Origin of the sequence: Isoptericola sp. NPDC056605 (assembly GCF_042792795.1) — a bacterium.
In the GTDB taxonomy this organism is placed as follows: Bacteria; Actinomycetota; Actinomycetes; order Actinomycetales; family Cellulomonadaceae; genus Isoptericola.
On the sequence record NZ_JBHTVT010000004.1, the window covers coordinates 112,445 to 135,320 of the forward strand.

Annotated in this window: 19 protein-coding genes, 1 tRNA gene and 1 riboswitch; of the genes, 6 read left to right on the forward strand and 14 right to left on the reverse strand. The window is 75.2% G+C overall.

Features of this window, described 5'->3' with window-relative positions; all coding sequences use genetic code 11:
• Positions 1-9: 9 nt before the first annotated feature.
• The 7 genes from ACFQ8Y_RS06065 to ACFQ8Y_RS06095 all read right to left on the reverse strand — a co-directional run bounded on the left by ACFQ8Y_RS06065 (position 10) and on the right by ACFQ8Y_RS06095 (position 7,682).
• Positions 10-1,209 (reverse strand): LLM class flavin-dependent oxidoreductase, encoded by a 1,200-nt coding sequence (locus ACFQ8Y_RS06065; protein WP_430584925.1) that lies wholly within the window; start codon positions 1,207-1,209, stop codon positions 10-12.
• Between the two features lie 101 nt (positions 1,210-1,310).
• Positions 1,311-2,303 (reverse strand): nitroreductase family protein, encoded by a 993-nt coding sequence (locus tag ACFQ8Y_RS06070; RefSeq protein WP_430551149.1) that lies wholly within the window; start codon positions 2,301-2,303, stop codon positions 1,311-1,313.
• A gap of 62 nt (positions 2,304-2,365) precedes the next feature.
• The gene (locus ACFQ8Y_RS06075) at positions 2,366-3,400 is read right to left on the reverse strand and encodes an ABC transporter substrate-binding protein (protein WP_430551148.1); all 1,035 of its coding nucleotides are present in this window, start codon (positions 3,398-3,400) and stop codon (positions 2,366-2,368) included.
• A 77-nt stretch (positions 3,401-3,477) separates the two neighbouring features.
• Positions 3,478-4,338, reverse strand: coding sequence for an amino acid ABC transporter ATP-binding protein (locus ACFQ8Y_RS06080; RefSeq protein ID WP_430584926.1), 861 nt, complete (start codon positions 4,336-4,338; stop codon positions 3,478-3,480).
• Positions 4,335-5,399, reverse strand: coding sequence for an amino acid ABC transporter permease (locus ACFQ8Y_RS06085; protein WP_430551146.1), 1,065 nt, complete (start codon positions 5,397-5,399; stop codon positions 4,335-4,337). Before ACFQ8Y_RS06085 ends, ACFQ8Y_RS06080 begins: the two co-directional genes overlap by 4 nt.
• The gene (locus ACFQ8Y_RS06090) at positions 5,396-6,328 is read right to left on the reverse strand and encodes a DUF1684 domain-containing protein (protein ID WP_430584927.1); all 933 of its coding nucleotides are present in this window, start codon (positions 6,326-6,328) and stop codon (positions 5,396-5,398) included. Before ACFQ8Y_RS06090 ends, ACFQ8Y_RS06085 begins: the two co-directional genes overlap by 4 nt.
• A gap of 94 nt (positions 6,329-6,422) precedes the next feature.
• Positions 6,423-7,682 (reverse strand): LLM class flavin-dependent oxidoreductase, encoded by a 1,260-nt coding sequence (locus tag ACFQ8Y_RS06095; RefSeq protein ID WP_430584928.1) that lies wholly within the window; start codon positions 7,680-7,682, stop codon positions 6,423-6,425.
• Between the two features lie 368 nt (positions 7,683-8,050).
• Positions 8,051-8,164: riboswitch (SAM riboswitch) on the reverse strand.
• A 258-nt stretch (positions 8,165-8,422) separates the two neighbouring features.
• On the opposite strand from ACFQ8Y_RS06095, the gene ACFQ8Y_RS06100 reads away from it, so the two are divergent.
• The gene (locus tag ACFQ8Y_RS06100; protein WP_430551270.1) at positions 8,423-9,151 is read left to right on the forward strand and encodes a GTP pyrophosphokinase family protein; all 729 of its coding nucleotides are present in this window, start codon (positions 8,423-8,425) and stop codon (positions 9,149-9,151) included.
• A 34-nt stretch (positions 9,152-9,185) separates the two neighbouring features.
• Here ACFQ8Y_RS06100 and ACFQ8Y_RS06105 read toward each other — a convergent pair whose 3' ends face one another.
• Together ACFQ8Y_RS06105 and ACFQ8Y_RS06110 are read right to left on the reverse strand one after the other, a co-directional pair.
• On the reverse strand, positions 9,186-10,205 hold the full coding sequence (locus ACFQ8Y_RS06105) for a LacI family DNA-binding transcriptional regulator (protein ID WP_430551143.1): 1,020 nt from the start codon (positions 10,203-10,205) through the stop codon (positions 9,186-9,188).
• A gap of 54 nt (positions 10,206-10,259) precedes the next feature.
• Positions 10,260-12,080 carry a flavin-containing monooxygenase gene (locus ACFQ8Y_RS06110; RefSeq protein WP_430584929.1) on the reverse strand — a complete coding sequence of 607 codons (1,821 nt, stop codon included), beginning with the start codon at positions 12,078-12,080 and terminating at the stop codon, positions 10,260-10,262.
• A 123-nt stretch (positions 12,081-12,203) separates the two neighbouring features.
• On the opposite strand from ACFQ8Y_RS06110, the gene ACFQ8Y_RS06115 reads away from it, so the two are divergent.
• Complete coding sequence (locus tag ACFQ8Y_RS06115; RefSeq protein WP_430562296.1) at positions 12,204-12,764, forward strand: TetR/AcrR family transcriptional regulator; 561 nt, start codon at positions 12,204-12,206, stop codon at positions 12,762-12,764.
• 55 nt (positions 12,765-12,819) lie between these two features.
• Here ACFQ8Y_RS06115 and ACFQ8Y_RS06120 read toward each other — a convergent pair whose 3' ends face one another.
• Together ACFQ8Y_RS06120 and ACFQ8Y_RS06125 are read right to left on the reverse strand one after the other, a co-directional pair.
• The gene (locus tag ACFQ8Y_RS06120) at positions 12,820-14,481 is read right to left on the reverse strand and encodes a S41 family peptidase (protein ID WP_430584930.1); all 1,662 of its coding nucleotides are present in this window, start codon (positions 14,479-14,481) and stop codon (positions 12,820-12,822) included.
• On the reverse strand, positions 14,478-16,010 hold the full coding sequence (locus ACFQ8Y_RS06125) for an amidohydrolase family protein (protein WP_430584931.1): 1,533 nt from the start codon (positions 16,008-16,010) through the stop codon (positions 14,478-14,480). The genes ACFQ8Y_RS06120 and ACFQ8Y_RS06125 overlap by 4 nt, the downstream gene beginning before the upstream one ends.
• A gap of 167 nt (positions 16,011-16,177) precedes the next feature.
• On the opposite strand from ACFQ8Y_RS06125, the gene ACFQ8Y_RS06130 reads away from it, so the two are divergent.
• Together ACFQ8Y_RS06130 and ACFQ8Y_RS06135 are read left to right on the forward strand one after the other, a co-directional pair.
• The gene (locus ACFQ8Y_RS06130; RefSeq protein ID WP_430551138.1) at positions 16,178-16,966 is read left to right on the forward strand and encodes a hypothetical protein; all 789 of its coding nucleotides are present in this window, start codon (positions 16,178-16,180) and stop codon (positions 16,964-16,966) included.
• A 112-nt stretch (positions 16,967-17,078) separates the two neighbouring features.
• Positions 17,079-17,723, forward strand: coding sequence for a maleylpyruvate isomerase family mycothiol-dependent enzyme (locus tag ACFQ8Y_RS06135; protein ID WP_430584932.1), 645 nt, complete (start codon positions 17,079-17,081; stop codon positions 17,721-17,723).
• A 66-nt stretch (positions 17,724-17,789) separates the two neighbouring features.
• Here ACFQ8Y_RS06135 and ACFQ8Y_RS06140 read toward each other — a convergent pair whose 3' ends face one another.
• From ACFQ8Y_RS06140 to ACFQ8Y_RS06150, 3 genes are all read right to left on the reverse strand, one after another.
• The gene (locus tag ACFQ8Y_RS06140; protein WP_430584933.1) at positions 17,790-19,442 is read right to left on the reverse strand and encodes an FAD-binding protein; all 1,653 of its coding nucleotides are present in this window, start codon (positions 19,440-19,442) and stop codon (positions 17,790-17,792) included.
• A 220-nt stretch (positions 19,443-19,662) separates the two neighbouring features.
• Positions 19,663-19,734 (reverse strand) — tRNA-Val (locus tag ACFQ8Y_RS06145).
• A 59-nt stretch (positions 19,735-19,793) separates the two neighbouring features.
• Entirely contained in the window at positions 19,794-20,660 is an 867-nt protein-coding gene (locus ACFQ8Y_RS06150; RefSeq protein ID WP_430584934.1) for an aminotransferase class IV, read from the reverse strand.
• Between the two features lie 160 nt (positions 20,661-20,820).
• Between ACFQ8Y_RS06150 and ACFQ8Y_RS06155 the strand changes: the two genes are divergently transcribed.
• Together ACFQ8Y_RS06155 and ACFQ8Y_RS06160 are read left to right on the forward strand one after the other, a co-directional pair.
• Positions 20,821-21,318, forward strand: coding sequence for a hypothetical protein (locus ACFQ8Y_RS06155; RefSeq protein WP_430562308.1), 498 nt, complete (start codon positions 20,821-20,823; stop codon positions 21,316-21,318).
• A gap of 9 nt (positions 21,319-21,327) precedes the next feature.
• Positions 21,328-22,863 carry a multicopper oxidase family protein gene (locus ACFQ8Y_RS06160; protein WP_430584935.1) on the forward strand — a complete coding sequence of 512 codons (1,536 nt, stop codon included), beginning with the start codon at positions 21,328-21,330 and terminating at the stop codon, positions 22,861-22,863.
• Positions 22,864-22,876 lie beyond the last annotated feature (13 nt).

Below are 22,876 nucleotides of genomic sequence, written 5' to 3' on the forward strand. Positions count from 1 at the left end.
GGTACGAGGTCAGTGCGAGGTGGCCAGGGCGGGCACGCGGGGCGCCTCGCCCTCGGTGGCGCCCCACGCCTGGGCCAGCAGCGCGAACGACCGCTGCCGGTCGGCGGGGTCGTGCGTGGCGGTGGTGACGAGCAGCTCGTCGGCCCCGGTGACGCGGGCCAGCGTCTCCAGGCGGTCCACGACGGTCGCCGGGTCGCCGACGACGCGCGTGTCCACCCGGTCGGCGACCACCGCGCGCTCCGCCTCGGGTCGCTCCGCCCAGGGCGTGGCGTCGGCGGGGCGGGGGTAGGCGATCGCGCCGTCCGTCCCGCGGCGGATGGAGAGCACCCAGTCGGCGAACGGCGCCGCGAGCTCGCGGGCGCGTTCGGTGGTGTCGGCGACGAGCACGTCCGCGGAGACGACGACGTACGGCTCGGCGAGGACCCCCGGCCGGAAGGCCGCCCGGTACGCGGCGACGGTCTCGAGGGTGTTCGACGGGCTCACGTGGTAGTTCGCCGCCAGGGGCAGGCCGAGCTCCCCCGCCACCCGGGCGCTCTCGCCGCCGGAGGACGCGAGCACCCACAGGTCGAAGGCGGCGTCCTGCACCGGCGGTGACACGTACCGGCGCCCGCCGTCGTCGGTGTAGGTACCCGCCCGCAGCCCGAGCACGAGCTCGACCTCGGCCCGGAAGCTCGCCGGCGTGCGCGAGGCCCCCACCACCGCGGCCTGGGCGAGCGCCCGCTCGCGCAGCACGGAGTCCCCCGCGGTCGGCGGGGCCGGGGGCACGTACAGCCCGTCGACGACCCGCGGCCCGCCTGCCGCGGCCGCTGCCGGGGCCGGACGCGTGGCGCGGCCGCCCTGCGGCGGCGTGAACGCCCGGCCCAGGCCGAGGTCCACCCGCCCCGGGTGCAGGGCGGCGACGGTGCCGAACTGCTCGGCGGCGACGAGGGGGCTCGTGGTGCTCAGCAGCACCGCGCCCGAGCCCACGCGGATGCGCTCGGTGCGGGCGGCGACGGCGGCCGCGAGCACCGCGGGCGAGGCGGAGCCGACCCCGGGCGACAGGTGGTGCTCGGCGTACCAGACCCGGCGGTAGCCGAGCCGGTCGAGGTCGACGGCGAGGTCGACGGCGTCGCGCACCGCCTGCGCCCCGGTGCGGCCCTCGGGCACGAGCGCGAGGTCGAGGACGGACAGGGGCACCCTGCTGGTCGGGGTCGCGGCGGGGTCGGTCATGGTGGTCTCCAGGTCGCGGGTGGTGCGGCGTCGTGCGGGTCGAGCGGTGTCGAGCGGTGTCGTGCGGTGTCGTGCGGGTCGTGCGTGGTGCGCGCGGACGGTCAGCGCGACGGCAGGCCGAGGGCCGTGAGGGCCTCGCGCAGGCGCTCGCGGCCCTTGAGCGAGCCGCCGCCGCGCAGCCGGTCGACGACCCGCCGCGACCACGACCCGTCGAGCCGCTCGTCGCGGTAGAACGCGTCGATGCGCGGCGCGTAGTCGGCGACGTGCGCGACTCGCCCTTCGTCGTAGGTCTCGCGGTGCAGGACGGCGTCCTGGGGCAGGCGCGGCTTGACGCGCGGGGCATGGTCGGGGTCGGGGTGCCCGACGGCCAGCCCGACGACGGCGACCGCCCCGGGCGGCAGGCCGAGCTCGGCGGCGAGGTCCTCGGGGTGGTTCCGGACCGCGCCGACGTACACGGTGCCGAGGCCGAGCGACTCGGCGGCCACCACCGCGTTCTGCGCGGCGAGCGCGGCGTCGAGGAAGGCGACGACCGTCGTCTCGAGGTAGCCCGCGGCCTCGAGCTCGACGCCGTCCTGCGCGCCCAGCTCCCGGGCGCGGGCCACGTCGGCCACCCACACGAGCAGCAGCGGCGCGTCGCGCACGTGCTCCTGGTGCCCGGCGAGCGCGGCCACCCTCGCGAGGCGGTCGCGGTCGGTGACCGCGACGACGCTCCACAGCTGCAGGTTCGACGACGACGGCGCGGACTGCGCCGCCGCGACGACGGTGGGCAGCACCCACGGCTCCAGCGGCCCCGGCAGGAACGCCCGGACGGAGCGATGACCCAGCTGGACGTCGAGGGCCGCCGGGCCGCCGGCCGGCGCACCGGGGCGCGCTGCGCCGTGCGACGTGGCGAGCGCCCTCGTGAGGGCCGAGGCGACGCCGGGCGCGGCGTCGTCCGCGTCCTCGGGTCGCACACCGTAGCGGGCGGCGACCCGCGCGCGGGCCTGCAGCTCCCGCAGGTCCGCGGCCACCCGCGGCGTCGCGGGACGGGCGGGGCGGGGCCTGCCCGGGGGTCGCGGGACCGCGACGGCGGACGGCGTGGTGTTCTCGGTCACGGGCACTCCTCGATTCGGGGACGGGTCAGGGGACGGGTCGGGCGTGCGGACGGCCGGTGCCGTCACTCCGTCTTGGGCAGGCCCGGCGGGTTGGTCTCGGGCTTCTCGACGGCCTCGGTCTCCAGGCCCCAGCGCTCGAGCACCTGGGAGTAGGTGCCGTCGTCGAAGGCCTGCTGCAGGGCCGCGGTGACGGCGGGCGCGAGGTCGTTGCCCTTCTTGGTGGCGACGGCGATCTGCGCGGTGTCGGGCCAGCCGCCGTTGAGCGTGCCGACGACGGCGAGCTCGTCGGGCGAGATCTTGGCCTGGTACGCGAGGGACGCGTTGGGGCCGACGTAGACGTCGAGGCGGCCGGACTTCAGGGCGAGCAGGACGTCGGAGAGCTGCTCGTAGTACTCCGGCTGCCCGCCGGCGATGGGCTCGAGACCCTCGGCCACGTTCTGGTCGTTCCACTCGAGCAGGATCTTCTCCTGGTTGGTGCCCGAGCCGACGCCCACCCGCAGGCCCGCGACGTCCTTCCGCTCGGTGATCTCGGAGACGTCGGAGCCGGCCTTGGTCAGCCAGCCCAGCTCGTCGTTGCGGTAGGAGGAGAAGTCGATCGTCTCCTTGCGCTCCTCGGTCACGGTGACGTTGGAGATGACGGCGTCGACGTCGCCCGACTGCAGCGCCAGGGGCCAGTCGGCCCAGGCCTTGACCTCGAGGCGGAGGTCCTTGCCGAGGCCGTCGGCGACGAGCTGCGCGATGTCGGTCTCGTTGCCGATCGGGGTCTTGTCGTCGTCGGCGAAGAAGCCGAGCGGCGGTGCCGCGCCGGCGCTGACGGCGACGACGAAGTCGTCCTTGTCCGCGAACGCGTCGGGCAGCAGGCCGACGGCCTCGGCCGACTCGGTGGACCTGATGCGGTCCTGGTCGGGGCTGGTGCTGACCTCGAGCCCGGCGGCGGCCGCGCCCTCGGAGCTGGTGCCGGCGGGCGCCTCGACGCCGTCGTCGGTGCCGGCGGCCTCGGGCGCGGAGGTGCTCACGCCGGCGCACGCCGTGAGGGCCAGCAGGGGGACGGTGGCGAGCAGGGCGAGCGCGCGGGCTCGACGGGTCGGTGCGGTCATGGGTGTCTCCTGGGACGGGTGGGCGGCCGGGGCCGCGGGTGAGGTGGTGCCGGAAGGGCGCGGGGACGCCGGGGAGGTCAGAGGACCTTGTCGAGGAACGCGCGCGTGCGGCCGTGACGCGGGCGGGAGAGCAGCTGGTCGGGCGGCCCCTGCTCGACGACGACGCCGCCGTCCATGAAGACGACGTTGTCGGCGACCTCGCGGGCGAAGCCGATCTCGTGGGTGACGACGACGAGGGTGGTGCCGGTGCTCGCCACGTCCTTGATGACCTCGAGCACCTCGCCGACCAGCTCGGGGTCGAGGGCGGACGTGGGTTCGTCGAAGAGGAGCACGCGGGGCCGCAGCGCGAGGGCGCGGGCGATCGCGACGCGCTGCTGCTGTCCGCCGGACAGCTGGCGGGGCCGCGCGTCCGCCTTGTCGGCGAGCCCGACGCGGGCGAGGAGCTCGCGCGCCTCGGCCTCCACCTCGGCACGGGGGCGGCGCTGCGCCGACAGCGGCGCCTCGACGACGTTCTCCAGCACGGTGAGGTGCGGGAACAGGTTGAAGCTCTGGAAGACGAACCCGATACGGGTGCGCTGCCCGAGGATCTCCCGCTCCTTGAGCTCCTGCAGCACCTCGCCCCGGCGGCCACCGCGTCGCGCGTGCCGACGGCGGTAGCCGACGAGGTCGCCGTCCACCGTGACGAAGCCGGCGTCGACCTTCTCGAGGTGGTTGATCGCGCGCAGCAGCGTGGACTTGCCCGAGCCCGACGGCCCGAGGACGACGGTCACGGTGCCCGGCTCGAAGGTGAGGTCCACGTCCCGGAGCACCTCGAGGGTGCCGAAGCTCTTGTGGAGGCCGTGCACCTCGACGCGTCCCGCGGCATTGTCCGGCGCCGTCGTGGGCGTCGTCGTGCGGGTCGTGGTGCGGGTCGTGGTGCGGGTCGTGGTGGCGGTCATGCGGGGCCTCCCGAGGTGCGGGCGGTGCGGGTGAGGACGCCGACCCGCGCGCGGGCCGCGAACGCCGGCGGCACGTGCGGGGGCACCGGACGACCGGTCAGACGGGCCGCGGTCACGGCGGACGACCAGCGCAGCCGCTGCAGCGGGGTGGGCGGCAGGGTGCGCACGGCGCCCTTCGCGTAGTGCCGCTCCACGTAGTACTGGACGATCGTGATCAGCGTGGTGAGGACCAGGTACCAGATCGCCGCGACGATGAGCAGCGGCACGACCTTGCCGTTGCGGCCGTAGATGACGGACGCGATGTAGAACAGCTCGCCGTACGCCAGGACGTAGACGATCGAGGTGCCCTTGAGCAGCCCGATCACCTCGTTCACCGCCGTCGGGACGATCGAGCGCATCGCCTGCGGCAGCACGATGCGGGTCACCTGGCGGCGGCGCGGGATGCCGAGCGAGGCGGCGGCCTCCTGCTGCCCCTGGTCGACGCTGAGGATGCCGGCGCGCACGATCTCGGCGGAGTACGCGGCCTGCGAGAGCCCCAGGCCCAGGATGGCGGCGCCGAACTTGTCGATGACGCCGAGGGTGTCGAACCAGAGGAACTCCGGGCCGAAGGGGACGCCGAGGCTCAGGTGCGGGTACAGGTAGGCGAGGTTGTACCAGAGCAGCAGCTGCAGCAGCAGCGGCACGGACCGGAACACCCACGTGTACGCCCACGAGACCCCGACGAGCAGGGGCGAGCGCGACAGGCGCATGAGCGCCAGCACCGTGCCCAGCGCGAACCCGACCACCGACGCCGCGGCCGTGAGCCGGATGGTCGCCCAGGCGCCGGACAGGATCGAGGGCCAGGTGAGGTACTGCGCGACGACGTCCCACTCCCACCGGTCGTTGGTGAGCAGCGAGCTGACGACCATCGCGAGCAGCACGGCCACGCCGGCGGTCGCGACCCACCGGCCGGGGTGACGGGCGGGGACGATGCGCAGGTGCGAGTACGGGGAGTCCCCGGCGTCCGGCGCGGGCGACGGGAGCGCCGGGGCGGGTGCGCCCGCGGTCCTGACGGCGGTCATCGCGGCGCCCTCTCCCCCGCGGTGACGGCGAACGGTACGTGGTTCCCCGGCGGCGGGGCAGGGCACGTGCCGTGGTCGCTGAAGGCGTACGGGAGGTTGACGGCGTCGTTCAGGTCGAGCCGTGCCACGCCCGCGCCGCCCGGGGTCAGGGACCCGGAGAGCTCGGGGCGCGCCACCCGCCAGGGCGCGACGCCGGGGGCCTCGTCGCTGAACAGCAGCGTCGGCGCGCCGCCCGGCCCTCCGGTGAGCACGAGGGTGACGGTCCGGTCGCCACGGGTCAGGTCCAGCTCGCCGACCGCCTGCAGCCGGTGCACCAGGCCGGGGCGGGCGGCACCGACCACCAGGTCGCGCGGAGTCTCGTAGAGCCGGACGGGCGCCTCCACCTGCCACGACGGGTCGTGGTCGAAGGCCGGCACCCCGGCGAAGTCGAGGCGGGTGCGGGCGTGCGGGTCGCGCAGCCGGATCGCGAGGCGGCCGGTGCGCCGCACCAGCTCGATCGCCACCGCGGCCGTCTCGCCCGCCGCGACCCCGTCGGCGTCCTGCCGGGCGCCGTCGGCACCGCCTGCACCGTCGACGGGCTCGCGCCCGGCGGGCAGGAACGTGCCCAGGACGACGCTGCCGCCCTCGGGGACGTCGCCGTCGTACGCGCCGTCCGCGACCTCGGGGCCCTGCACCCGGGGGCCGTCCGCCTCCCCCGGACGCAGGTGCGCGCCGGCGTCGTCCGCCAGCCACAGCCCGGGCACGCCGGGCAGCGGCTCCGGTCGCGACGGGAGCCAGTGGTAGCCGGCCAGGCTCAGCCAGCCGTGGGGCGCGGCGAGGTCTCGCTCGCGGTCGGCCCGCCGGCGCGCGCGTCGCTCCGCGGCGGGGTCGGCGGCGGGGTCGGCGGCAGGGTCGGAGAGGCGGACGCGCGGTGCGTCGGTGACGGTCATCGGGGACCTCCGGTCACGAGAGGACGAGCAGCGTCGCGGTGGGCTCCGACGACGCGGGCGGCGGGGGCGACGCGGCGCGCGTCGGGTCGGGCGGTCACGCGCGCACCAGCCGGGGGTCGGCGGCGCGGCCCGCGCGGGCCCGCGGCCGGGAGTGCGCGGGAGCGGGGGCGGCGACGGCCGTGGCTGCCGGGTCGACGTCGGGCAGCCCGAGCGTCGCGCGGAGCGTGCGCGGCGCCGGGGACGCCACCGCCCGCACGCCGTCGCGCACGAGCCGCGGGAGCACGCCGTCGACGAGGGCGTCCAGGTCGGGGCCGAGCGACGAGGGCCGCAGCAGGAACCCGTCGGACGCGCCGGCGTCCCGCCAGTCGACGATGGTCTCGGCGAGGTCGTCGGGGGTCCCCGCCACCACCAGCAGCCCGCCGGAGATCTCCGGGCCCTCCAGGGCCTCGACCAGCTCGAGCCGCGCCTGCGCGCTGGCCCGGTCCTCGGCCAGCACGACGTAGGCCTCGGTGAGCACGCGCAGCGTGTCGGGGTCGCGGCCGGCGGCCTCGGCCGCGTCGCGCAGCCGGGTGCGCAGGTGGATGGCGCGCGCCGGCGCGGTGGCGGCCACGCGGGCGACGTCCGCCGTCCGGGCGGCGAGGTCGATCGCGGCCTCGCTCCGGACGGAGACGACGACGGGCGGCCGGCCCTGCCGCGTCCCGCCCCCTCGGTGGGCGTCGGCGGCCTGGCCCTCGGCCGGACGGTGCCGGCGCACCGCGAACCGGATGCCGTCGTGGTCCACGCGGAAGCGTCCTTCGTCGTCCACGGCGACGGCGCCGGCGGCGTCACCCGCGGCCCCGGTCGCGAGCCCGTCCCAGTGCCGCACGACCTGCGCGGCGACGCCGCGGGCCTGCGCCGCCCAGGCGTCGTCCTGCACGACGGCGCCGGCGGGGAGGCCGACCTGCCACCCGGCCCGGCCGGAGCTCGCCTGGTCGACGCGGGCGACGGCCTGGGCGACGTGCGCCGGGTCCACGTGCGCGGTGTCGACGGCGGCGACCAGCCCGGTGCGCCTCGTGTGCGGCGCCACCCGCGCGGCGGCGACGGCGGCGTCGAGCCGCCCGGTCACCTGCCGCCGCCCCGGGTGCAGCAGGAAGCCCTCGTCGAGGGTGACGAGGTCGAGGCCACCGTCGTCGGCGGTGCGCACGAGCTGGACGAAGCGCTCGCCGTCGAACGACCGGGGCTGCACGATGCCGCGCGCCCGGTGGACGCCGGGGCGGGCGCCGGCCGCCGTGAGGTCCACACCGACGACGAGGGGGGACGGGGTGGTGCCGGGCGTGGTGGGCAGCGCGGGCGTGGTGGTCGGGGAGTACGGCACGTCGGCTCCGATCGGGGCGCGGCGGGCGGGCGCGCTCGGGCGCGGGTCGTGGACCCGCGGGTGCGCACCGCCGCCGGGAGGGCAGGGGAGGAAGGCCCGCCAGGAGCGGCGGGCGAGGGCCGTCTGCGGCCGGGCCCGGCAGGAGCCGGGCCGTCGAGGAGGGCGTCCGCCGCGAGGCGGCGGACGCTCAGGCCGCGATCAGCGGCGTCGACACCACGCCGGGGTGGACATCGGCACGGACATCGACATGGCCGTCGGCATGGACATCGGCGAGGCGGACGGCACGTGCCGGGTCCGGGACGACAGGGGGCGCGTGCTGATCGCGTCGCGGTGCATGCTCGTCCTCTCCTGCTCCCCGCCGGGGCGGGGTTCGCGTGTTGCCGTACCGTCGGCGACGGCCGGCCTGGTCCTCACCCGGGGCACCCACCCGCGCTGGGGGTTGCCGTCCGACCAGCCGGGGCTTCGCGTCGGAGCTCGTGACCACCCGGGACGGCCGGACGCGCCGCCTCACGGCGCCGCGGTCGTCCGACCCGGTGCGCAGGAACGTAGGTGCCCGACAGGGGGGTGTCAACGGTTCCCCCCGCACGTCTCGGATACTGAACCGATCCGACCGGATTTATCGGATACTCGGTCACGCAGGAATCCCGTCTACCGTGGGACGCGTGAGCCAGGACGCGAGGCACGACCCAGGGCAGCACGCCGCACACGACGCGGAGCACCGCTCCCCCGACGCCGCCGAGATCAGGGCGCTCGTCGACGACCTGCGACGCCTGGTGCTGACGTACAAGTTCGGGATCGACGAGGTCATGACCAAGATCTCGATCCTGCGCGACGAGTTCCGGCACATGCAGAACTACAACCCCGTCGAGCACGTGGGCTCGCGCCTCAAGTCGCTCGAGTCGATCGTCGCCAAGTGCCGCCGCAAGGGCATCCCGCTGACTCCCGAGGGCGTGCGCGAGCAGATGTTCGACGTCGCCGGCGTGCGCGTCACGTGCAGCTTCGTCTCGGACCTCTACAAGGTGCGGGACATGCTCACGAACCAGGCCGACCTCACCGTCCTGGAGGAGCGGGACTACATCGCGCACCCCAAGGCGAACGGGTACAAGTCGCTGCACCTCATCGTGCAGGTGCCGGTCTACCTCTCCGACCGCGTGGAGCACGTGATCGTCGAGATCCAGCTGCGCACCATCGCCATGGACTTCTGGGCCAGCCTGGAGCACAAGATCTACTACAAGTACGAGCGGGACGTGCCGCGCCACCTCACCGACTCCCTCAAGCTCGCCGCGGACGTCGCCGCGTCGCTCGACAGCTCGATGGAACGTATCCACGAGGAGGTCAAGGCGATCGCCGGCGCCGACGAGCCGGTCGAGCGCCGCGACTCCCTGCTCAGCCCCGAGGAGATCTTCCACAACTTCTGGGGCGCGGCTCGGGCGGAGCGGCTGACGCTGCGCACCACCCGCGACGACTGACCCGACGACTGGCCCGACGACTGCCCCGCGGCGGTCAGCCGGGCCCGGCCGTGCTCGCGCGCACCACGAGCTGCGGCTCGCACGTCACGAGCCGGTGCCGGTGGGCCTCGGCGCCCGTCACCAGCTCCTCCAGCAGGAGCTTCACCGCCTCCCGACCGACGGCCTCCCCCGGCTGCCGGACGGTCGACAGCGGGACGGCGGAGTCCCACGCGGCGCGGTTGTCGTCGTAGCCGATGATCGCGACGTCGTCAGGCACCCGCAGCGAGGACGACAGCAGCAGCGACTGCAGCACGCCCACGGCGAGCAGGTCCGCCGCGGCGACGACGGCGTCCGGGCGCTCGCGCGGGTCGCGCAGCACGAGGTCGTCGCCCACCCGCCGGCCGTCCTCGACCTGGACGTTCCCCGTCTGCTCCACCTCGAGCACCACGCCCGGGTGCTCGGCGACGGCGCGCTCGACCCCCAGCAGACGGTCCCGGACCGGCACGAGCTCGGTCGTGCCGGCGAACAGCAGCCGCCGGCGCCCCTGCTCGACGAGGTGCGTCGCGGCCAGGTACCCGCCCAGCTCGTTGTCCGGCACCACCGAGCAGACGTCCGAGTGGTCGCCCGGCGCGTCGACGACGACGAGCGGGACGCCCGGGGCCGAGCGGTGCAGGTCCTGCGTCGAGCCGTGGTTCGCCGCGACAAGGATGCCGGCCACGCGGTCCTCGACGAACAGGTCGACGTACGTGCGCTGCTTCTCCTCCGACATGTCGGAGTTCGCCAGCAGCAGGTTCAGGCCCGCCCGGCCGGCCTCCTCCTCGGCGCCCCGCGCGATGTCCAGGAAGTAGGAGTTCGCGAGGTCGATGATCACGAAGCCGAGCGTCGAGCTCCGCCCGGCCGCCAGCGAGCGCGCGACGCCGTTGCGGACGAACCCGAGCTCCTGGATCGCCGCCTCGACCCGGGCGCGGGTCGCGGGCGTGACGCGCACCGTGCCGTTGAGGACGTTCGACACCGTGCCCATCGACACACCGGCGGCGCGCGCCACGTCCGAGATGCTCGGGGACGAACGTCTCACCGGGGTCGTCGCTCCTCGGGCCGGCGGGTGGGGACGAGACGAGGTTACCCGCGCTCACACCGCGAGCTCGTCGACGGGCGGCACGAGGACGTCGCTCATGTCGCCCTCGCGCCACTCGGCCAGCAGGCGGTGGAACGCGACGGGGCCGGGGCTGTACGACGTCGGGGTCGCGCGCCGCGTGCCCTCGCCGTTGTAGTAGCCGGGGGTGCACTCGGCGAGGAAGGCCGAGTTGTCGACCGCGACGTCGAGGATCGTGTCGCACCACGTCTGCTCGGCCTCCGCCGTCGGCTCGACGTACCGCGCGCCGGTCTTGGCCGCGCGGGCGAGGACGGCGGCGAGATGCTCGGCCTGCTCGGTGAGGATGTGCACGAAGTTCACCGAGTTCGCGTTCTGCATCGCCCCGAGGTGGAACAGGTTCGGGAAGCCGTGGGAGAAGAAGCCGTGCAGGGTGCGCGGCCCGCGGCCCCAGGCCTCGAGCAGCGTGGTCCCGCCGCGCCCGTGCACCGGCATCGTGCCCGAGACGACGCCGGAGACGCCGACCTCGAACCCGGTCGCGAAGATCACGCGGTCGACCTCGTACTCCGCGTCCCCCACGACGACGGACGTCTCGGTCATGCGCGTGATGCCGCCGTGGTCGGCGGTGTCGGCCAGGGTGACGTCGTCCCGGTTGAAGGCCTGGAGGTACTGGTCGCTGAAGCCCGGGCGCTTGCACATGTACCGGTACCAGGGCTTGAGCGCCTCGGCCGTGGCCGGGTCGGCGACCACCTCGTCCACGCGCGCCCGGATCAGGTTCATCTTCGCGAAGTCGGCGAGCTCGTCGCGCCGCTCCCGCTCGGCGGGGTCGAGGGTCGTGTCGACGGCACCGGTGATCATCTGCCGCTGGAGCCGCGCGGTGGACGTCCAGCCGTCGCCGACCAGGTCCTCGGCGACATCCTCGCCCGAGAGGATCGCGAGGAAGTTCTCCATCCGCTCGCGCTGCCAGCCCGGCCGCAGCGAGGCGGCCCACGCGGGGTCGGTGGGCCGGTTGTCGCGCACGTCCACCGACGACGGCGTGCGCTGCATGACGTACAGGTGCGCCGCGTCGCGGGCCACGTGCGGGATCACCTGGAGCCCCGTGGCCCCGGTGCCGACCACGGCCACGCGCTTGTCCGCGAGCCCGGTCATCCCGCCGTCGGCGCTGCCGCCGGTGTAGCCGTAGTCCCACCGGCTGGTGTGGAACGTGTGCCCGCGGAAGTCCTCGATCCCGGGGATGCCGGGAAGCTTCGGCTGGGTCAGCGTGCCCGAGGAGACCACCACGTACCGGGCGCGCATCGCGTCGCCCCGGTCGGTGCGCACCAGCCACTCGGCGCCGTCCTCGTCCCAGGTGAGCTCCGTGACCCGGGTGTGGAAGAGGGCGTCGCGGTACAGGCCGTACTGCTCGGCGATCCGCACCGCGTGCCGCCGGATCTCCTCCCCGGGCGCGTAGCGCATCGTCGGGAGGTACCCCGTCTCCTCCAGCAGCGGCATGTACACCGACGCCTCGATGTCGCAGTGGATCCCCGGGTAGCGGTTCCAGTACCAGGTGCCGCCGAAGTCGCCGGCCTCGTCCATCATCCGGATCGACCCGAAGCCCGCCTCGCGCAGCCGGGCGCCCGTGAGCAGGCCGCCGAACCCGCCACCGACGACCAGCACCTCCACCCGGTCGGTCAGCGGGGCGCGCTCCGTGCGCTCGGTGTACGGGTCCTTCGCGTAGTAGCCGAACTCCCCCGCCGCCCGCCGGTACTGGGCGCTCCCGTCGGGGCGCAACCGGCGGTCGCGCTCGTGCCGGTACCGCTCGCGCAGGGCGTCGGGGTCGAGGGCGGCGATGCGGTCGGCAGGCGTCGTCGTGTCGGTCACGGAGGGCCTTTCGTCAGGAGAACGGTTCGCCAGGGCGACAGCCCTGCACCCACGAAACGTACATCAACGTACGTTTTGCGTCCGCCTCTGACGCCGTGTCGGTCCGTCGGTACCCTCGGCGCCATGGCCGAACCCGTCCGTCGCGACGCCGCGCGCAACCGCGACCTGCTGCTCGCGGCGGCCCGCCGCGTGCTCGCGGCCGAGGGCCCCGACGTCCCGCTCGAGCGGGTCGCGGCCGCCGCGGGCGTCAGCCGCACCACCCTGCACCGGCACTTCCCCAGCCGCGAGGCGCTGGCGTCGGCCGTGCTCGAGCAGAACGTCGCCGACCTGGAGACGCTCGCCACCGCCCTGGGCGACGCGGACGACGGCGTGGTCACGCTGCTCCATCACGCGCTGGACGTCCAGGTCGCCGCACCGTCGTTCGCGCTCGTCGCCCTCAGCGACTCCCCCGCCCTCGCCGACCTCGCGCGGCGCACCGCGGCGGCCTTCGCGCCGCTCCTCGCGCGTGGCCTCGCGGCCGGCGTCGTGCACCCCGGCGTGACGACGCAGCACCTCATGCTCGCCCTGCCGATGGCCATGTCCGCGCTCGCCCTCGAGCGGCGGGACCGTGGCGGCGCCCGCGGCACCCAGGCCCGGGAGATCGTGCACCGCGGCCTGTTCACCACGGCGGTCCCGGCGTCCTGACGTCACGGCCGGGGGTCGCGCGGCACCGGCGGGCCCCACCGGCGGGCTGGCGCGGCTACGCGGAGGCCAGGAGCGCGGTGCAGTGCTCGAGGAGGTCGAGGTTCCCGTCCACGACGTCGCGCTCGGTCATGTCGTAGCGCTCCTCGCCCGCCACCCCGACGTCCTCGATCGCGAGGCCCGCGGAGGTGCCGGACCGGACCATGCGTCGCACGGCGAGCGCGAAGCCGATCCCGGGCGGCAACGGCGGGAGCGCGCGGTGGGCCGCGTGGTAGGCGTACTGGACGTCGTCGCCGCCCCAGACGTTCGCGCCGCCCCCGCCGGTCGCCGCACCCACGGCGACCACCCGCCCGATGCCGTGGTCCACCAGGCCCGCCGCGAAGAGGTCGCCGCAGGAGTACGTGTTGGCGTCGACGACGGCGACGACCGGACCCCGGTACGCCCGCGCGGCACCGTTGCACAGGTCGGGGTCCGCGAGGGGCAGGTGCTGCGAGAACTCCTCGCCGAGGTCGAGGGCGGCGCGCAGGGAGCCCGCCCAGTCGGCGAGGTCGGCCCCGTTGCCGTCGGCCTCGGCGAGGTCGGCCATCGCCGGCGTCGCGCGGCACGCGAACCGCGCCGGCTCGACCCGCTCGTCGGTGAAGAGCTGGAACAGCCGCTCGGCCGCGTCGACGACGCCGCCAGGGTTGGAGCGGAGGTCGACGACGAGCCCGTTCTGCGGCAGCCGGCGCAGCAGCCGGGCGACCTCGTCGACGAACCGGCCGGGATGGCGCACGTCGAACGTCCAGATCCGCAGGTAGCCGAACGTGCCGTGCGACGTCGTCACCGGCCGGGCGGCGAGGGCGTCCGCGATGCTGGTGCGCAGCCACCCGGAGCCCTTCGCCCGGGGCTGCACGCCCCGCCGGTCGCCCTCCCACAGGTCGGTGGCGAAGAGCAGCTTGCGAGCGCGGCGGGCGGTTTCGCCGACGACGTCGATCCCGCGGCGCGTCCGGGTCGCGACCCGGTCGTCGGCGGTCGCGGCGGCCCCCGGGCGGATGGCGCGCCACTCGAACCTGGCGGTGCGGTCGGGGTCTCCCGCCGGGTCCTCGGGGTGGCGGAAGCCGACGTCGACCCACAGCTCGTCCGGCGGCGGCAGGAAGGCGAGCGGCCGCTGGGTGAGCGTCTCGAGGGCCCGCGCCCGGCGGGCGTCCGGCCGTCCCCCGGTGAGGGTGTCGGCGAACAGGTCGACCGCGCGGGTGAAGGGCACCGCGTTCCAGGTGGTGAGCCGGACCCCGGGGGCGAACGCCGGGTCGGGCACCTCGTCCGTCGTCTTCGTGACCAGGAACGTGGGCGACGTGTACGGACCGGACGACTCCACCAGGAACGGCAGCGCCGCGACGTACGGGTCGGCCCCGGGCACACCCACGAACAGCTGCGTGTGCTGGTCGCGCAGCCGGTTGACCACCCTGGTGAGCGCCCGCAGGAACCCGGCGCCGTCGAGCAGGGGGATCTCCCGGCGCAGGGCCGCGAGCGCCCGCAGCGGGTCATAGCCGTAGAGCGCCCGCTTCTGCCCGTAGTGCACGTAGACGTCGGTGAGCAGCGTGGTCCAGAGGTCGACCAGGTCGTGCTGCTGCGTCGCCGTGAGCGTCACCGGCTCCGGCCCGGGTTCGGCCCGGGACGGCACGACGTCGTCGAGGCGGCTTCCGGCGCGCGCGCGGAGGGCGGCCGGGCTCGGCGGCGTCACGACCCGAACCTCGCGCGCAGCGGGGCGAGGACCCCGTCCGGGATCGGCGCGGCGTCGAGGAGGTCGAAGTACGCCGCGTCGTGCTCCAGCGCCGGCACCGGCGGGATCCGCACGGTGCCCGGGTCCTTGGGCGGACCCGCACGACCCGTGCGGCGGGTGTCGGGCATGTCGAGGAAGAGCTCGAGCTCGGCGTCCGGCGCGAAGCGGGGCCCGGCGGAGGCGCGCGCCTGGGCGGTCGCGATGGCCTGCTGGGGGTCCTGCTGCACCTCCCGCAGCCTGTCCAGGACCGCGCGCCACGACCAGGCGCGCTGCGGGTCGGCCGGGTCGGGCAGCGCGACCCGGCGCCGTCGGCCCCCGACCGTGGCGGTGAAGGCGGGCGGCGCCGCGGCCGCCGTCATGAGGCCCGAGTCCCCGTAGCGGGGGACGCCGCCGACGACGACGAGGGCGACGTCCCGCTCGCGGGCGGCGACGACGCGCGTCCAGGCGTCCCCGCGCCCGCGGCCCCGCACGACCGTGACGTCCGCGAGCGCCCCCGGGACGAGGCGGCCGACGGCACGGTGCCAGCACCGCTCGAGGAGCGTGCCGGGGTTGCTGGTGACCATCTCGACGATCTGCGCGTCCGTGAGGTCGTAGCCGAGACGGTCGGCGGCGATGCGGGCCACCTTCATCTCGCCGAGGAGGTTCTTCGTGCCCGACGGGCCCCAGTCGCTGCCCAGGCACACGGTGACGCCGCGGGCGCGGGCGTCGTCCACGAGGGTCGTCTCCGCGTAGAGCAGCAGGTTGGACAGCGGCGACCAGACGACGCCGCCCGCCTCGGCGGGGTCCCACCGGGCCCACCCGTCGGCGTCCACCGCGCAGGCGTGCACGGCCAGCAGCGTGGGGAGCAGCCCGTCGGCGCGGTCGAGGTCCGTGTAGTCGGCCAGGACCCGGGAGCCGCGACGTCCCTCCGCGCAGTGGTAGATGAACCCGGAGCCGGCGGTCATGCGCCGGACGGCGGTGGTGAGCGCCTCGCCCGTCTTGGTGACCACCGAGGTGTAGATCAGGTCGTCCCGGCCGGTGCCGACGTCCTCGGCGTCGACGTTGCGCATCACGGTGCGATACCCGCGGTTGGCGGTGGGCCAGCCCTGCGCCGCGGTCGCTCCCCCGGCCATCGCGCGCACCTGCACGTACGCGAGCAGCGCCTCGGGACAGGCCTTCGCGTACACCCAGGCGGGCTCGGTGATCGACTCGGTGTAGGTGTCGGCGTCCGGCCAGTGCTTGTTGTGCAGCCAGGGCTCGGTGCGGCCGGGCTCGGTCCACAGCGGCAGCGCGTTGTAGGCCAGGTGGTTGTGCATGTCCACGAAGCCCGGCAGCACGGACGCGTCGCCGACGTCGACCTCGGTGGCGCGGGCGAAGCCGGCGACCCGCCGGCGACCGGTCGTGACGTCGACGACCGTGTCGCCGTCGATCCAGACCCGCCCGCGCGACGGGGGCTCCGACGCCCCCTGCGCCATCGTCGCGACGTTCCCGGTGATGACCAGCTGCGCCATGGCCGTCCCCCTGCCGTCGACCCCGGCGGGCGGGCGCCCGCACCGGGACTGTCGCCTCATTGTCGCCACGGTCAGCGGTGACCCACCGGCCCCGGGCACCGACTTCACCCGGTGGCGGGCGTGCGTGTCGCGCGCCCTGGGCGCTCCCTGTCGGTGAGGGAGGCGCCATGATCACCGATCCGTTCGACACCGGGCCGACCGGCCGGTTCCGGACCCTGTGCCGCACCTACCCGGACGACACGGTGTTCCGCGGCACCGACGGCTTCCGGTCGCTGTGGGGGCCGGTGTTCTACCGCGGACGCGCGAACGGCGCCGCCCGGCTGCTCGTCGTCGGGCAGGACCCGGCCCAGACCGAGGCGTTCACCCGGCGGATCCTGTCGGGACAGGCGGGACGGCGGGTGCAGGGCTTCGTCGAGAAGCTCGGGTTCACCTCCAGCTACCTCATGGTCAACGCGTTCCTGTACGGCATCTACAACCAGTCGATGGCGCTGCCGCACCTGAACGACCCGGAGGTCGTCGCCTACCGCCACCGGTGGTTCGCGGCGGCGCTCGCGCCCGGCCGCATCGAGGCGGTCGTGACCTTCGGCACCCCCGCCTTCGAGGCCTGGCGCACGTTCGTGACCTCCCCCGAGGGGGCCGGGGTGTCCGTGTTCCACCAGCGGGCCCTGCACCCGACGGCCGACAAGCCCGGCGGGCCCATCAGCCGCAAGGACCTGCTCGACAACTGGAACGTCGCGCTGGAACGGCTGCACGCGAGGGTCCAGGCGCCCGACGAGGTGCGACCGCTGATCCCCTACGGCGCCGACTTCACGCCGGACGAGCTGCCCGCCGTCCCGAGCCGCGACCTCCCGGCGGGCATCCCGGCCTGGATGCGCGACACCGACTTCTGGGCGGTGCTCGGCGACCCGCCGGGCACCGAGCGTGCCAACATCAGCGTCGAGGTGCCTTCCGCCTGACGACCGCCGCCCCTGCGCCGTCCGACGGTCCGCACTCCCGGCAGACCTGGCATGCTCTTCTCGACCCCCGTTCTCGGCCCCCCGTTCTCGGCCCCACCTGGAAGGACCGGCGTTGGACGGATCCGCACTGGCGCGCGTGTTCGCCGCGACCGCCGAGCGACGCCGCGCCGTCGCGGACCTGCTCGAGGCGTTGGACGAGTCGCAGCTCGCCGCGCCGAGCCTGTGCGCCGGCTGGGACGTCCGGACCGTCGGCGCGCACCTCGCCCAGACCGCGGCTCCCGGGGCTCTCGGAGAGTTCCTGCGGGACGTCGTCCGTGCCCGGGGCAGCATCCATCGCGCGAACGACACCGCTGCCCGGCGCGCCGGGCAGCGACCGGTCGCGGAAACCGTGATGCTGCTGCGCCGACGCGCCGAGAGCCGGTTCAGCCCGCCGATGACCGGCCCGCGAGCGCCCCTCACCGACCTCCTCGTCCACGAGGGCGACATGCGGCTCCCCCTGGGGCTCGGCCACGACCCGGACCCCGGGACGGTCCGCGTCGGGCTGGAGTTCGTCACGACGGGGCGTGCGGTCGGGTTCGCCCCGCGCGGCCGGCTGCGCGGGCTGCGCCTGGCGGCCACCGACCTCGACTGGGCCTGGGGCGAGGGCGCCGCGCTCACCGGGCGCGGCATCGACCTGCTGATGGGCGCGTGCGGCCGCTCCGCCGTCCTGCCCCGGCTCGACGGCGCGGGCCTCCCCCTCCTCGCGGGCCGGCTCTAGCCCCCACGAGCCGGATCCCGCACGAGCGGGGGCCGACGGCGACTCGCCCTCGCAGCCCCGTCGGCCTCAGTCGCGAGACCTCGCCATGAAGCGGGCGGCCCGCATGCCGAAGACGGTGGCGGGGCCGATCGTCGAGCCGGGACCCGGGTACGTGCGCCCCATGACCGACGCCGAGGCGTTGCCGGCGGCGAAGAGCCCGTCGATGACCGTCCCGTCCTCGCGCAGCGCCCGCCCGTCGGCGTCCGTCACGACGCCGCCCTTGGTCCCGAGGTCGCCGATGACCACGCGGTACGCCGTGAACGGCCCCTTCTCGATCGGGCCGAGGTTGGGGTTGGGGTGCACGAGCGGGTCGGAGTAGTAGCGGTCGTAGGCCGAGTTCCCCCGCCCGAAGTCGCCGTCGACGCCGGACCGCGCGAACCCGTTGAACCGCTGCACCGTGGCCCGGAACGTCGCAGGGTCGACGGAGATGGCAGCCGCCAGCTCCTCGAGCGTGCCCGCCTTGTGGACGATGCCGGCGGCCTTCATCGCCTTCGTGGCGCGCGGGTCCATCGCGAAGGTCTGCAGGTACCGGCGCGGGGCGCGGGAGTCGAAGACGAGCCAGTACGGCCCGTCCTTGTCGTGGTCGAGCATGTGGTGCCCGAGGTCGACGTACGACTCGGACTCGTTGGCGAACCGCGCGCCCTGCGCATCGACCATGATCGAGTACGGCATCGACCGTTCCCCGACGATGAACGCCGGCGTGCCACCGGGCGGTGCCTCGACCGAGGCGCCCCACCAGGCGTCGTCCATGAGCTCCAGCGCCGCGCCGGCCTCGCGCGCGATCTCGATCACCTGCCCGACGTTCCCCGGGTTGCCTGACGGGTTGCCGTCGATCCCGTGGTACTTCTGCCGCCAGTCGGGGTTCGACTCAAAGCCGCCCGCCGCGAGCATCACGCCGCGGCTCGCGCCTACCGTCACGACCTGCCCCTCGCGGCGCACCCGGACGCCGACAACCCGGGCGTCGTCGACCACGAGGTCCTCGAGCGGCGAGGACAGCCACAGCGGCACGTCGCGCTCCACCAGCAGCGCGCGACCGAACGACGTCATCAGCGCGTTCCCGATGCCCACCAGGCGCTTGCCGGTCACCAGGCCGCCCAGGGCGCGGAACACGAACCGGGCTCCCCGCACGAACCCGGACGGCGTCGACCACGCCCGGCCCAGCAGCCACACGTCGTCGGTCTTCGCCGGCAGCGGCACCGCGGAGCGCAGCGTGCCCCACCAGTCGCCGAGCGGCCGGGAGTCCAGCGGTTCGACCTCGATCGACCGCCCGATCTTCCCGCCCGGGAGCTCCGGGTAGTAGTCCGGGTAGTCCTTGCCACGCGCGAACCGCATCCCGTGGCGCTCGGCGGTCGTCACGAAGTCCGCGACCCCGTCCACGAACGCCTCCTTGCGCTCCCGGGAGGTCGAGCGGCCGACCTCCCCGACCGTCTCCTCCAGGTACGTGAGCGCCTCGTCGCGGGAGTCACCGGCGCCGGCACGCTCCATCAGCGGGTTGGCCGGCAGCCAGAGCCCGCCCCCGGACATCGCCGAGCTGCCGCCCCACTTCTCCGTGCCCTCGACGATCAGGACGCTGAGCCCCGCGTCCACGGCGCCCAGGGCGGTCGCGAAGCCCGCGGACCCGCTGCCCACCACCACGACGTCGTAGGTGTGGTCGAACCGGGGCTGGGACGGCACGGGCATGACGGCTCCTCTCATCCGGACACCACTGTCCGGTTCGCTGAGCACCGATGGTCCTGCACCGGAGGCCGGGCGTCAATGGGGTCAGGCGAAGCCCGACAGGCCGGGCACGGTCGCGCCGCGGCGTCGTCGCCGGGGATCACCTGGAAGGCGGGCACCACCGCGCCGTACGACGAAGGCCCCCTCACCGGCTTTCCGCCGGTCAGGGGGCCTTGCTCACGGGTGGGCGATACTGGGTTCGAACCAGTGACCTCTTCGGTGTGAACGAAGCGCGCTACCACTGCGCCAATCGCCCGGTGCGTGGACGATATTAGCCACAGATCGGGCGGCGGACCAAACCGGCGCCACGGGCACTCAGGGGTCGAGGCGCTCGCGGCAGTTGCGCTCGAACACCTCGCGCGCCGCGCGCGACACCTCGCCCACGGCGACGTCGGCGCCGTCCAGCCAGACGACGGGCTGCACGTTGCGCCCCGACGACGTGAGCGCGAGCTGCGCGCGCCCCTGCGTCACCTCGTCGAGCACCGTGAAGGGCAGTTCGCCCTCCTTCGCCTCGCGCACGGGCAGGCCCTCCTCCGCCGCCCACTCGAGCGTGAGGGCGCGGGTGATCCCGGCCAGGCAGCCCGAGTCGAGGGTGGGGGTGACCAGCTCGCCGTCGCGCTCCACGAAGACGTTGGAGCCGGTGCCCTCGCACAGGTCGCCGACGGTGTTGGGCAGGATCGACTCGTCGCCGCCCTTGCTCACGGCGTCCGCGAGCGCCACGACGTTCTCCGCGTAGGACGTCGTCTTGAGCCCGGCGACGGCGGACCGCTCGTTGCGCGGCCACGGCGACCTCGCGGACCGCGACGTCGGCGCCATCGCGGACTGCTGCGCCGCCACGACGACGGTCTGCGGCGCGTCGACGCGACCGGAGCCGAGCGGGCCGACACCGGCCGTGACGGTGATGCGGAGCCGGCCGTCGAACGCGCCGTCCAGGCGACCGGCCTCGGCCAGCGCGGCCGCGACGCCGTCGCGCACCTTCTGCTCGTCGGGGGCGGCGAGGCCGAGCCCGGTCGCGGAGCGCGCGAGTCGTCGCAGGTGCCGCGTCAGCGCGAACGCCCGACCGTCGAAGACCGTGCAGGTCTCGAAGACCCCGTCCCCGACCGTGATGCCGTGGTCGACGGCGCTCAGCGCGGCCTCCCCCTGCCCGACCAGACGGCCCTCCGCCCAGATCACCAGACTCATGGGGCCAGTGTGCCCGACTTCACGCCCGGACGGCGTCGCCCCGGGCGTTCGAGTTCACCCCCGGTTCACCCCGACCGTTCGTAGCGGCGGCACCACGGCCGACTCACCATCAGAGAACGGGCCGCGACGGTACGGCCCTCGCACGATCGAGGTGATCGGCATGAGACAGGTGTTTCGCGTGCTCGCGTACGTCGTCGCGGCGGGGGTCGTCGTCCAGGCGGCCGTCATGGTCTACGCCGTCGCCGGGCTGGGACTCTTCATCGACGAGGGCGGGGTGCTGGACCAGGCTGCCATGGAGCAGTCCATGTCCGGGGAGTCCCTGTTCCCCGAGGAGATCGGGCTGATGCTCCACGGGATGACGGGCACCATGATCCTGCCGGCCATCGCCCTGCTGACCTTCGTCGCGTCGTTCTTCGCCGGCGTGCGCGGCGCCTGGCGCTGGGGCCTCGCGATCCTCCTCCTCGTGGCGCTCCAGGTCACGCTCGGCCTCGCGGGGCACAGCGTCCCGTTCCTCGGTGGCCTGCACGGGGTCAACGCCCTGCTGCTCTTCGGCGTCTCCCTGTACACCGGCTGGCGCGTGGCAGCGCGCGACCGGGCCGAGCAGGCGGCAGCCGCGACCGCGACGCCGGGGCTGGCCGCCGGCGGCGTCACGCCCTGACCCGCCGACATGGCGGCCGACCGTTCCCCGGTCCTGCGGCGCGTCGTCGCCGGGCTGGCGGCGGCGGCCGTCCTGGTGTCCCTCCTGCTGCTCTGGCAGACCAGCAGGGCACCGGGCCGGTTCTCCGTCACCGAGACGGGGTCGTTCGAGCGCGGCAGCGGGCCGCGCGTCACGACGCTCGAGGGTCACTCCGGCCACGGCGGCGGGAGCGCCGCGGCCGCCACGAGCGTCGACACGCTGGTGGCGCCGACCGGCCCGGCCGACGTGGCCCTCACGTTCACCGCGCGCGCCGAGCGCGTGGAGCTGGCGCCCGGCACGACGACGGACGCGTACACCGTGAACGGGACGACGCCGGGCCCGACGCTGCGCGCCGTGCAGGGCGACCTCGTCGAGGTGACGTTCGTCAACGAGAGCGTGCCGGGAGGCGCCACGCTGCACTGGCACGGGATCGACGTGCCGAACGCCGCGGACGGCGTCGCCGGCGTCACCCAGGACGCCGTCCCCGTCGGCGGCTCGCACACGTACCGGTTCGTCGCCTCCGACGCCGGAACGTACTGGTACCACTCCCACCAGGTCTCGCACGAGCAGGTGCGCAAGGGGCTGCTCGGGGCGGTGGTCGTGGCCCCGGCCCGGGACGCCCGGCCGGCCGGCGGGCGGGAGGTCGCGCGCCTCCTGGAGGATGCCGTCGACGTCCCCGCGCTGGTGCACCGGTACGGGGCGCGGCGCACGGTCCAGGGCGCGACCGGGGACCTGCCCGTCGACGTCCCGCCGGGGACGGCGGCGCGCGTCCGGGTGATCAACAGCGACAACGGCGTCCTGCCCGTCTGGGTGGGCGGGGTGCCGTTCCGCCTCCTCGCCGTCGACGGCACCGACGTGCACGACCCGCCCGAGGTCCGTGATCGTGCGGTGGTGGTCCCGGCCGGCGGGCGCGCGGACCTGCTCGTCGTGGCGCCGGACGACGGCTCGGCGGCGCGCGTCGAGCTGGGCGGTGCCTCCGCCGTCGTCGTGGGCCCCGACGGCGCGGCGTCCTCCCCGACGCGGCGCCCGACGGCGACCCTCGACCTGCTCGGCTATGGGACGCCGGCGCCGCTCGGCCTGGACCCGGACGCGGCGGACCGTTCGTTCGACTACGTCATCGGCAGGGCGCCGGGCTTCCTCGACGGGAGGCCGGGCATGCACTGGACGGTGAACGGGCACACCTACCCGGACGTGCCGATGTTCGAGGTCGGCCAGGGCGACGTCGTGCGCATGCGGATCGACAACCGCAGCGGGACGCCGCACCCGATGCACCTGCACGGCCACCACGTCGTCGTGCTGTCCCGCGACGGCGTGGCCGCGAGCGGCAGCCCGTGGTGGACCGACTCCCTCGAGGTGGCCGACGGCGAGGTCTACGACGTCGCGTTCGTCGCGGACAACCCGGGGATCTGGATGGACCACTGCCACAACCTGCCCCACGCCACCGAGGGCCTCGTGGCGCACCTGATGTACGCGGGGGTCACGACGCCGTACCTGCTGGGGCACGCCACCGGCAACGTCCCCGAGTGACGTGCCCGTGACG

Bases quoted from the DNA above. Each gene is read 5' to 3' on its own strand.
- ACFQ8Y_RS06065 (WP_430584925.1), bottom strand. From the start codon at position 1,209: ATGACCGACCCCGCCGCGACCCCGACCAGCAGGGTGCCCCTGTCCGTC.
- ACFQ8Y_RS06075 (WP_430551148.1), bottom strand. From the start codon at position 3,400: ATGACCGCACCGACCCGTCGAGCCCGCGCGCTCGCCCTGCTCGCCACC.
- ACFQ8Y_RS06080 (WP_430584926.1), bottom strand. From the start codon at position 4,338: ATGACCGCCACCACGACCCGCACCACGACCCGCACCACGACCCGCACG.
- ACFQ8Y_RS06085 (WP_430551146.1), bottom strand. From the start codon at position 5,399: ATGACCGCCGTCAGGACCGCGGGCGCACCCGCCCCGGCGCTCCCGTCG.
- ACFQ8Y_RS06090 (WP_430584927.1), bottom strand. From the start codon at position 6,328: ATGACCGTCACCGACGCACCGCGCGTCCGCCTCTCCGACCCTGCCGCC.
- ACFQ8Y_RS06115 (WP_430562296.1), top strand. From the start codon at position 12,204: ATGGCCGAACCCGTCCGTCGCGACGCCGCGCGCAACCGCGACCTGCTG.
- ACFQ8Y_RS06125 (WP_430584931.1), bottom strand. From the start codon at position 16,010: ATGGCGCAGCTGGTCATCACCGGGAACGTCGCGACGATGGCGCAGGGG.
- ACFQ8Y_RS06130 (WP_430551138.1), top strand. From the start codon at position 16,178: ATGATCACCGATCCGTTCGACACCGGGCCGACCGGCCGGTTCCGGACC.
- ACFQ8Y_RS06140 (WP_430584933.1), bottom strand. From the start codon at position 19,442: ATGCCCGTGCCGTCCCAGCCCCGGTTCGACCACACCTACGACGTCGTG.
- ACFQ8Y_RS06150 (WP_430584934.1), bottom strand. From the start codon at position 20,660: ATGAGTCTGGTGATCTGGGCGGAGGGCCGTCTGGTCGGGCAGGGGGAG.
- ACFQ8Y_RS06155 (WP_430562308.1), top strand. From the start codon at position 20,821: ATGAGACAGGTGTTTCGCGTGCTCGCGTACGTCGTCGCGGCGGGGGTC.
- ACFQ8Y_RS06160 (WP_430584935.1), top strand. From the start codon at position 21,328: ATGGCGGCCGACCGTTCCCCGGTCCTGCGGCGCGTCGTCGCCGGGCTG.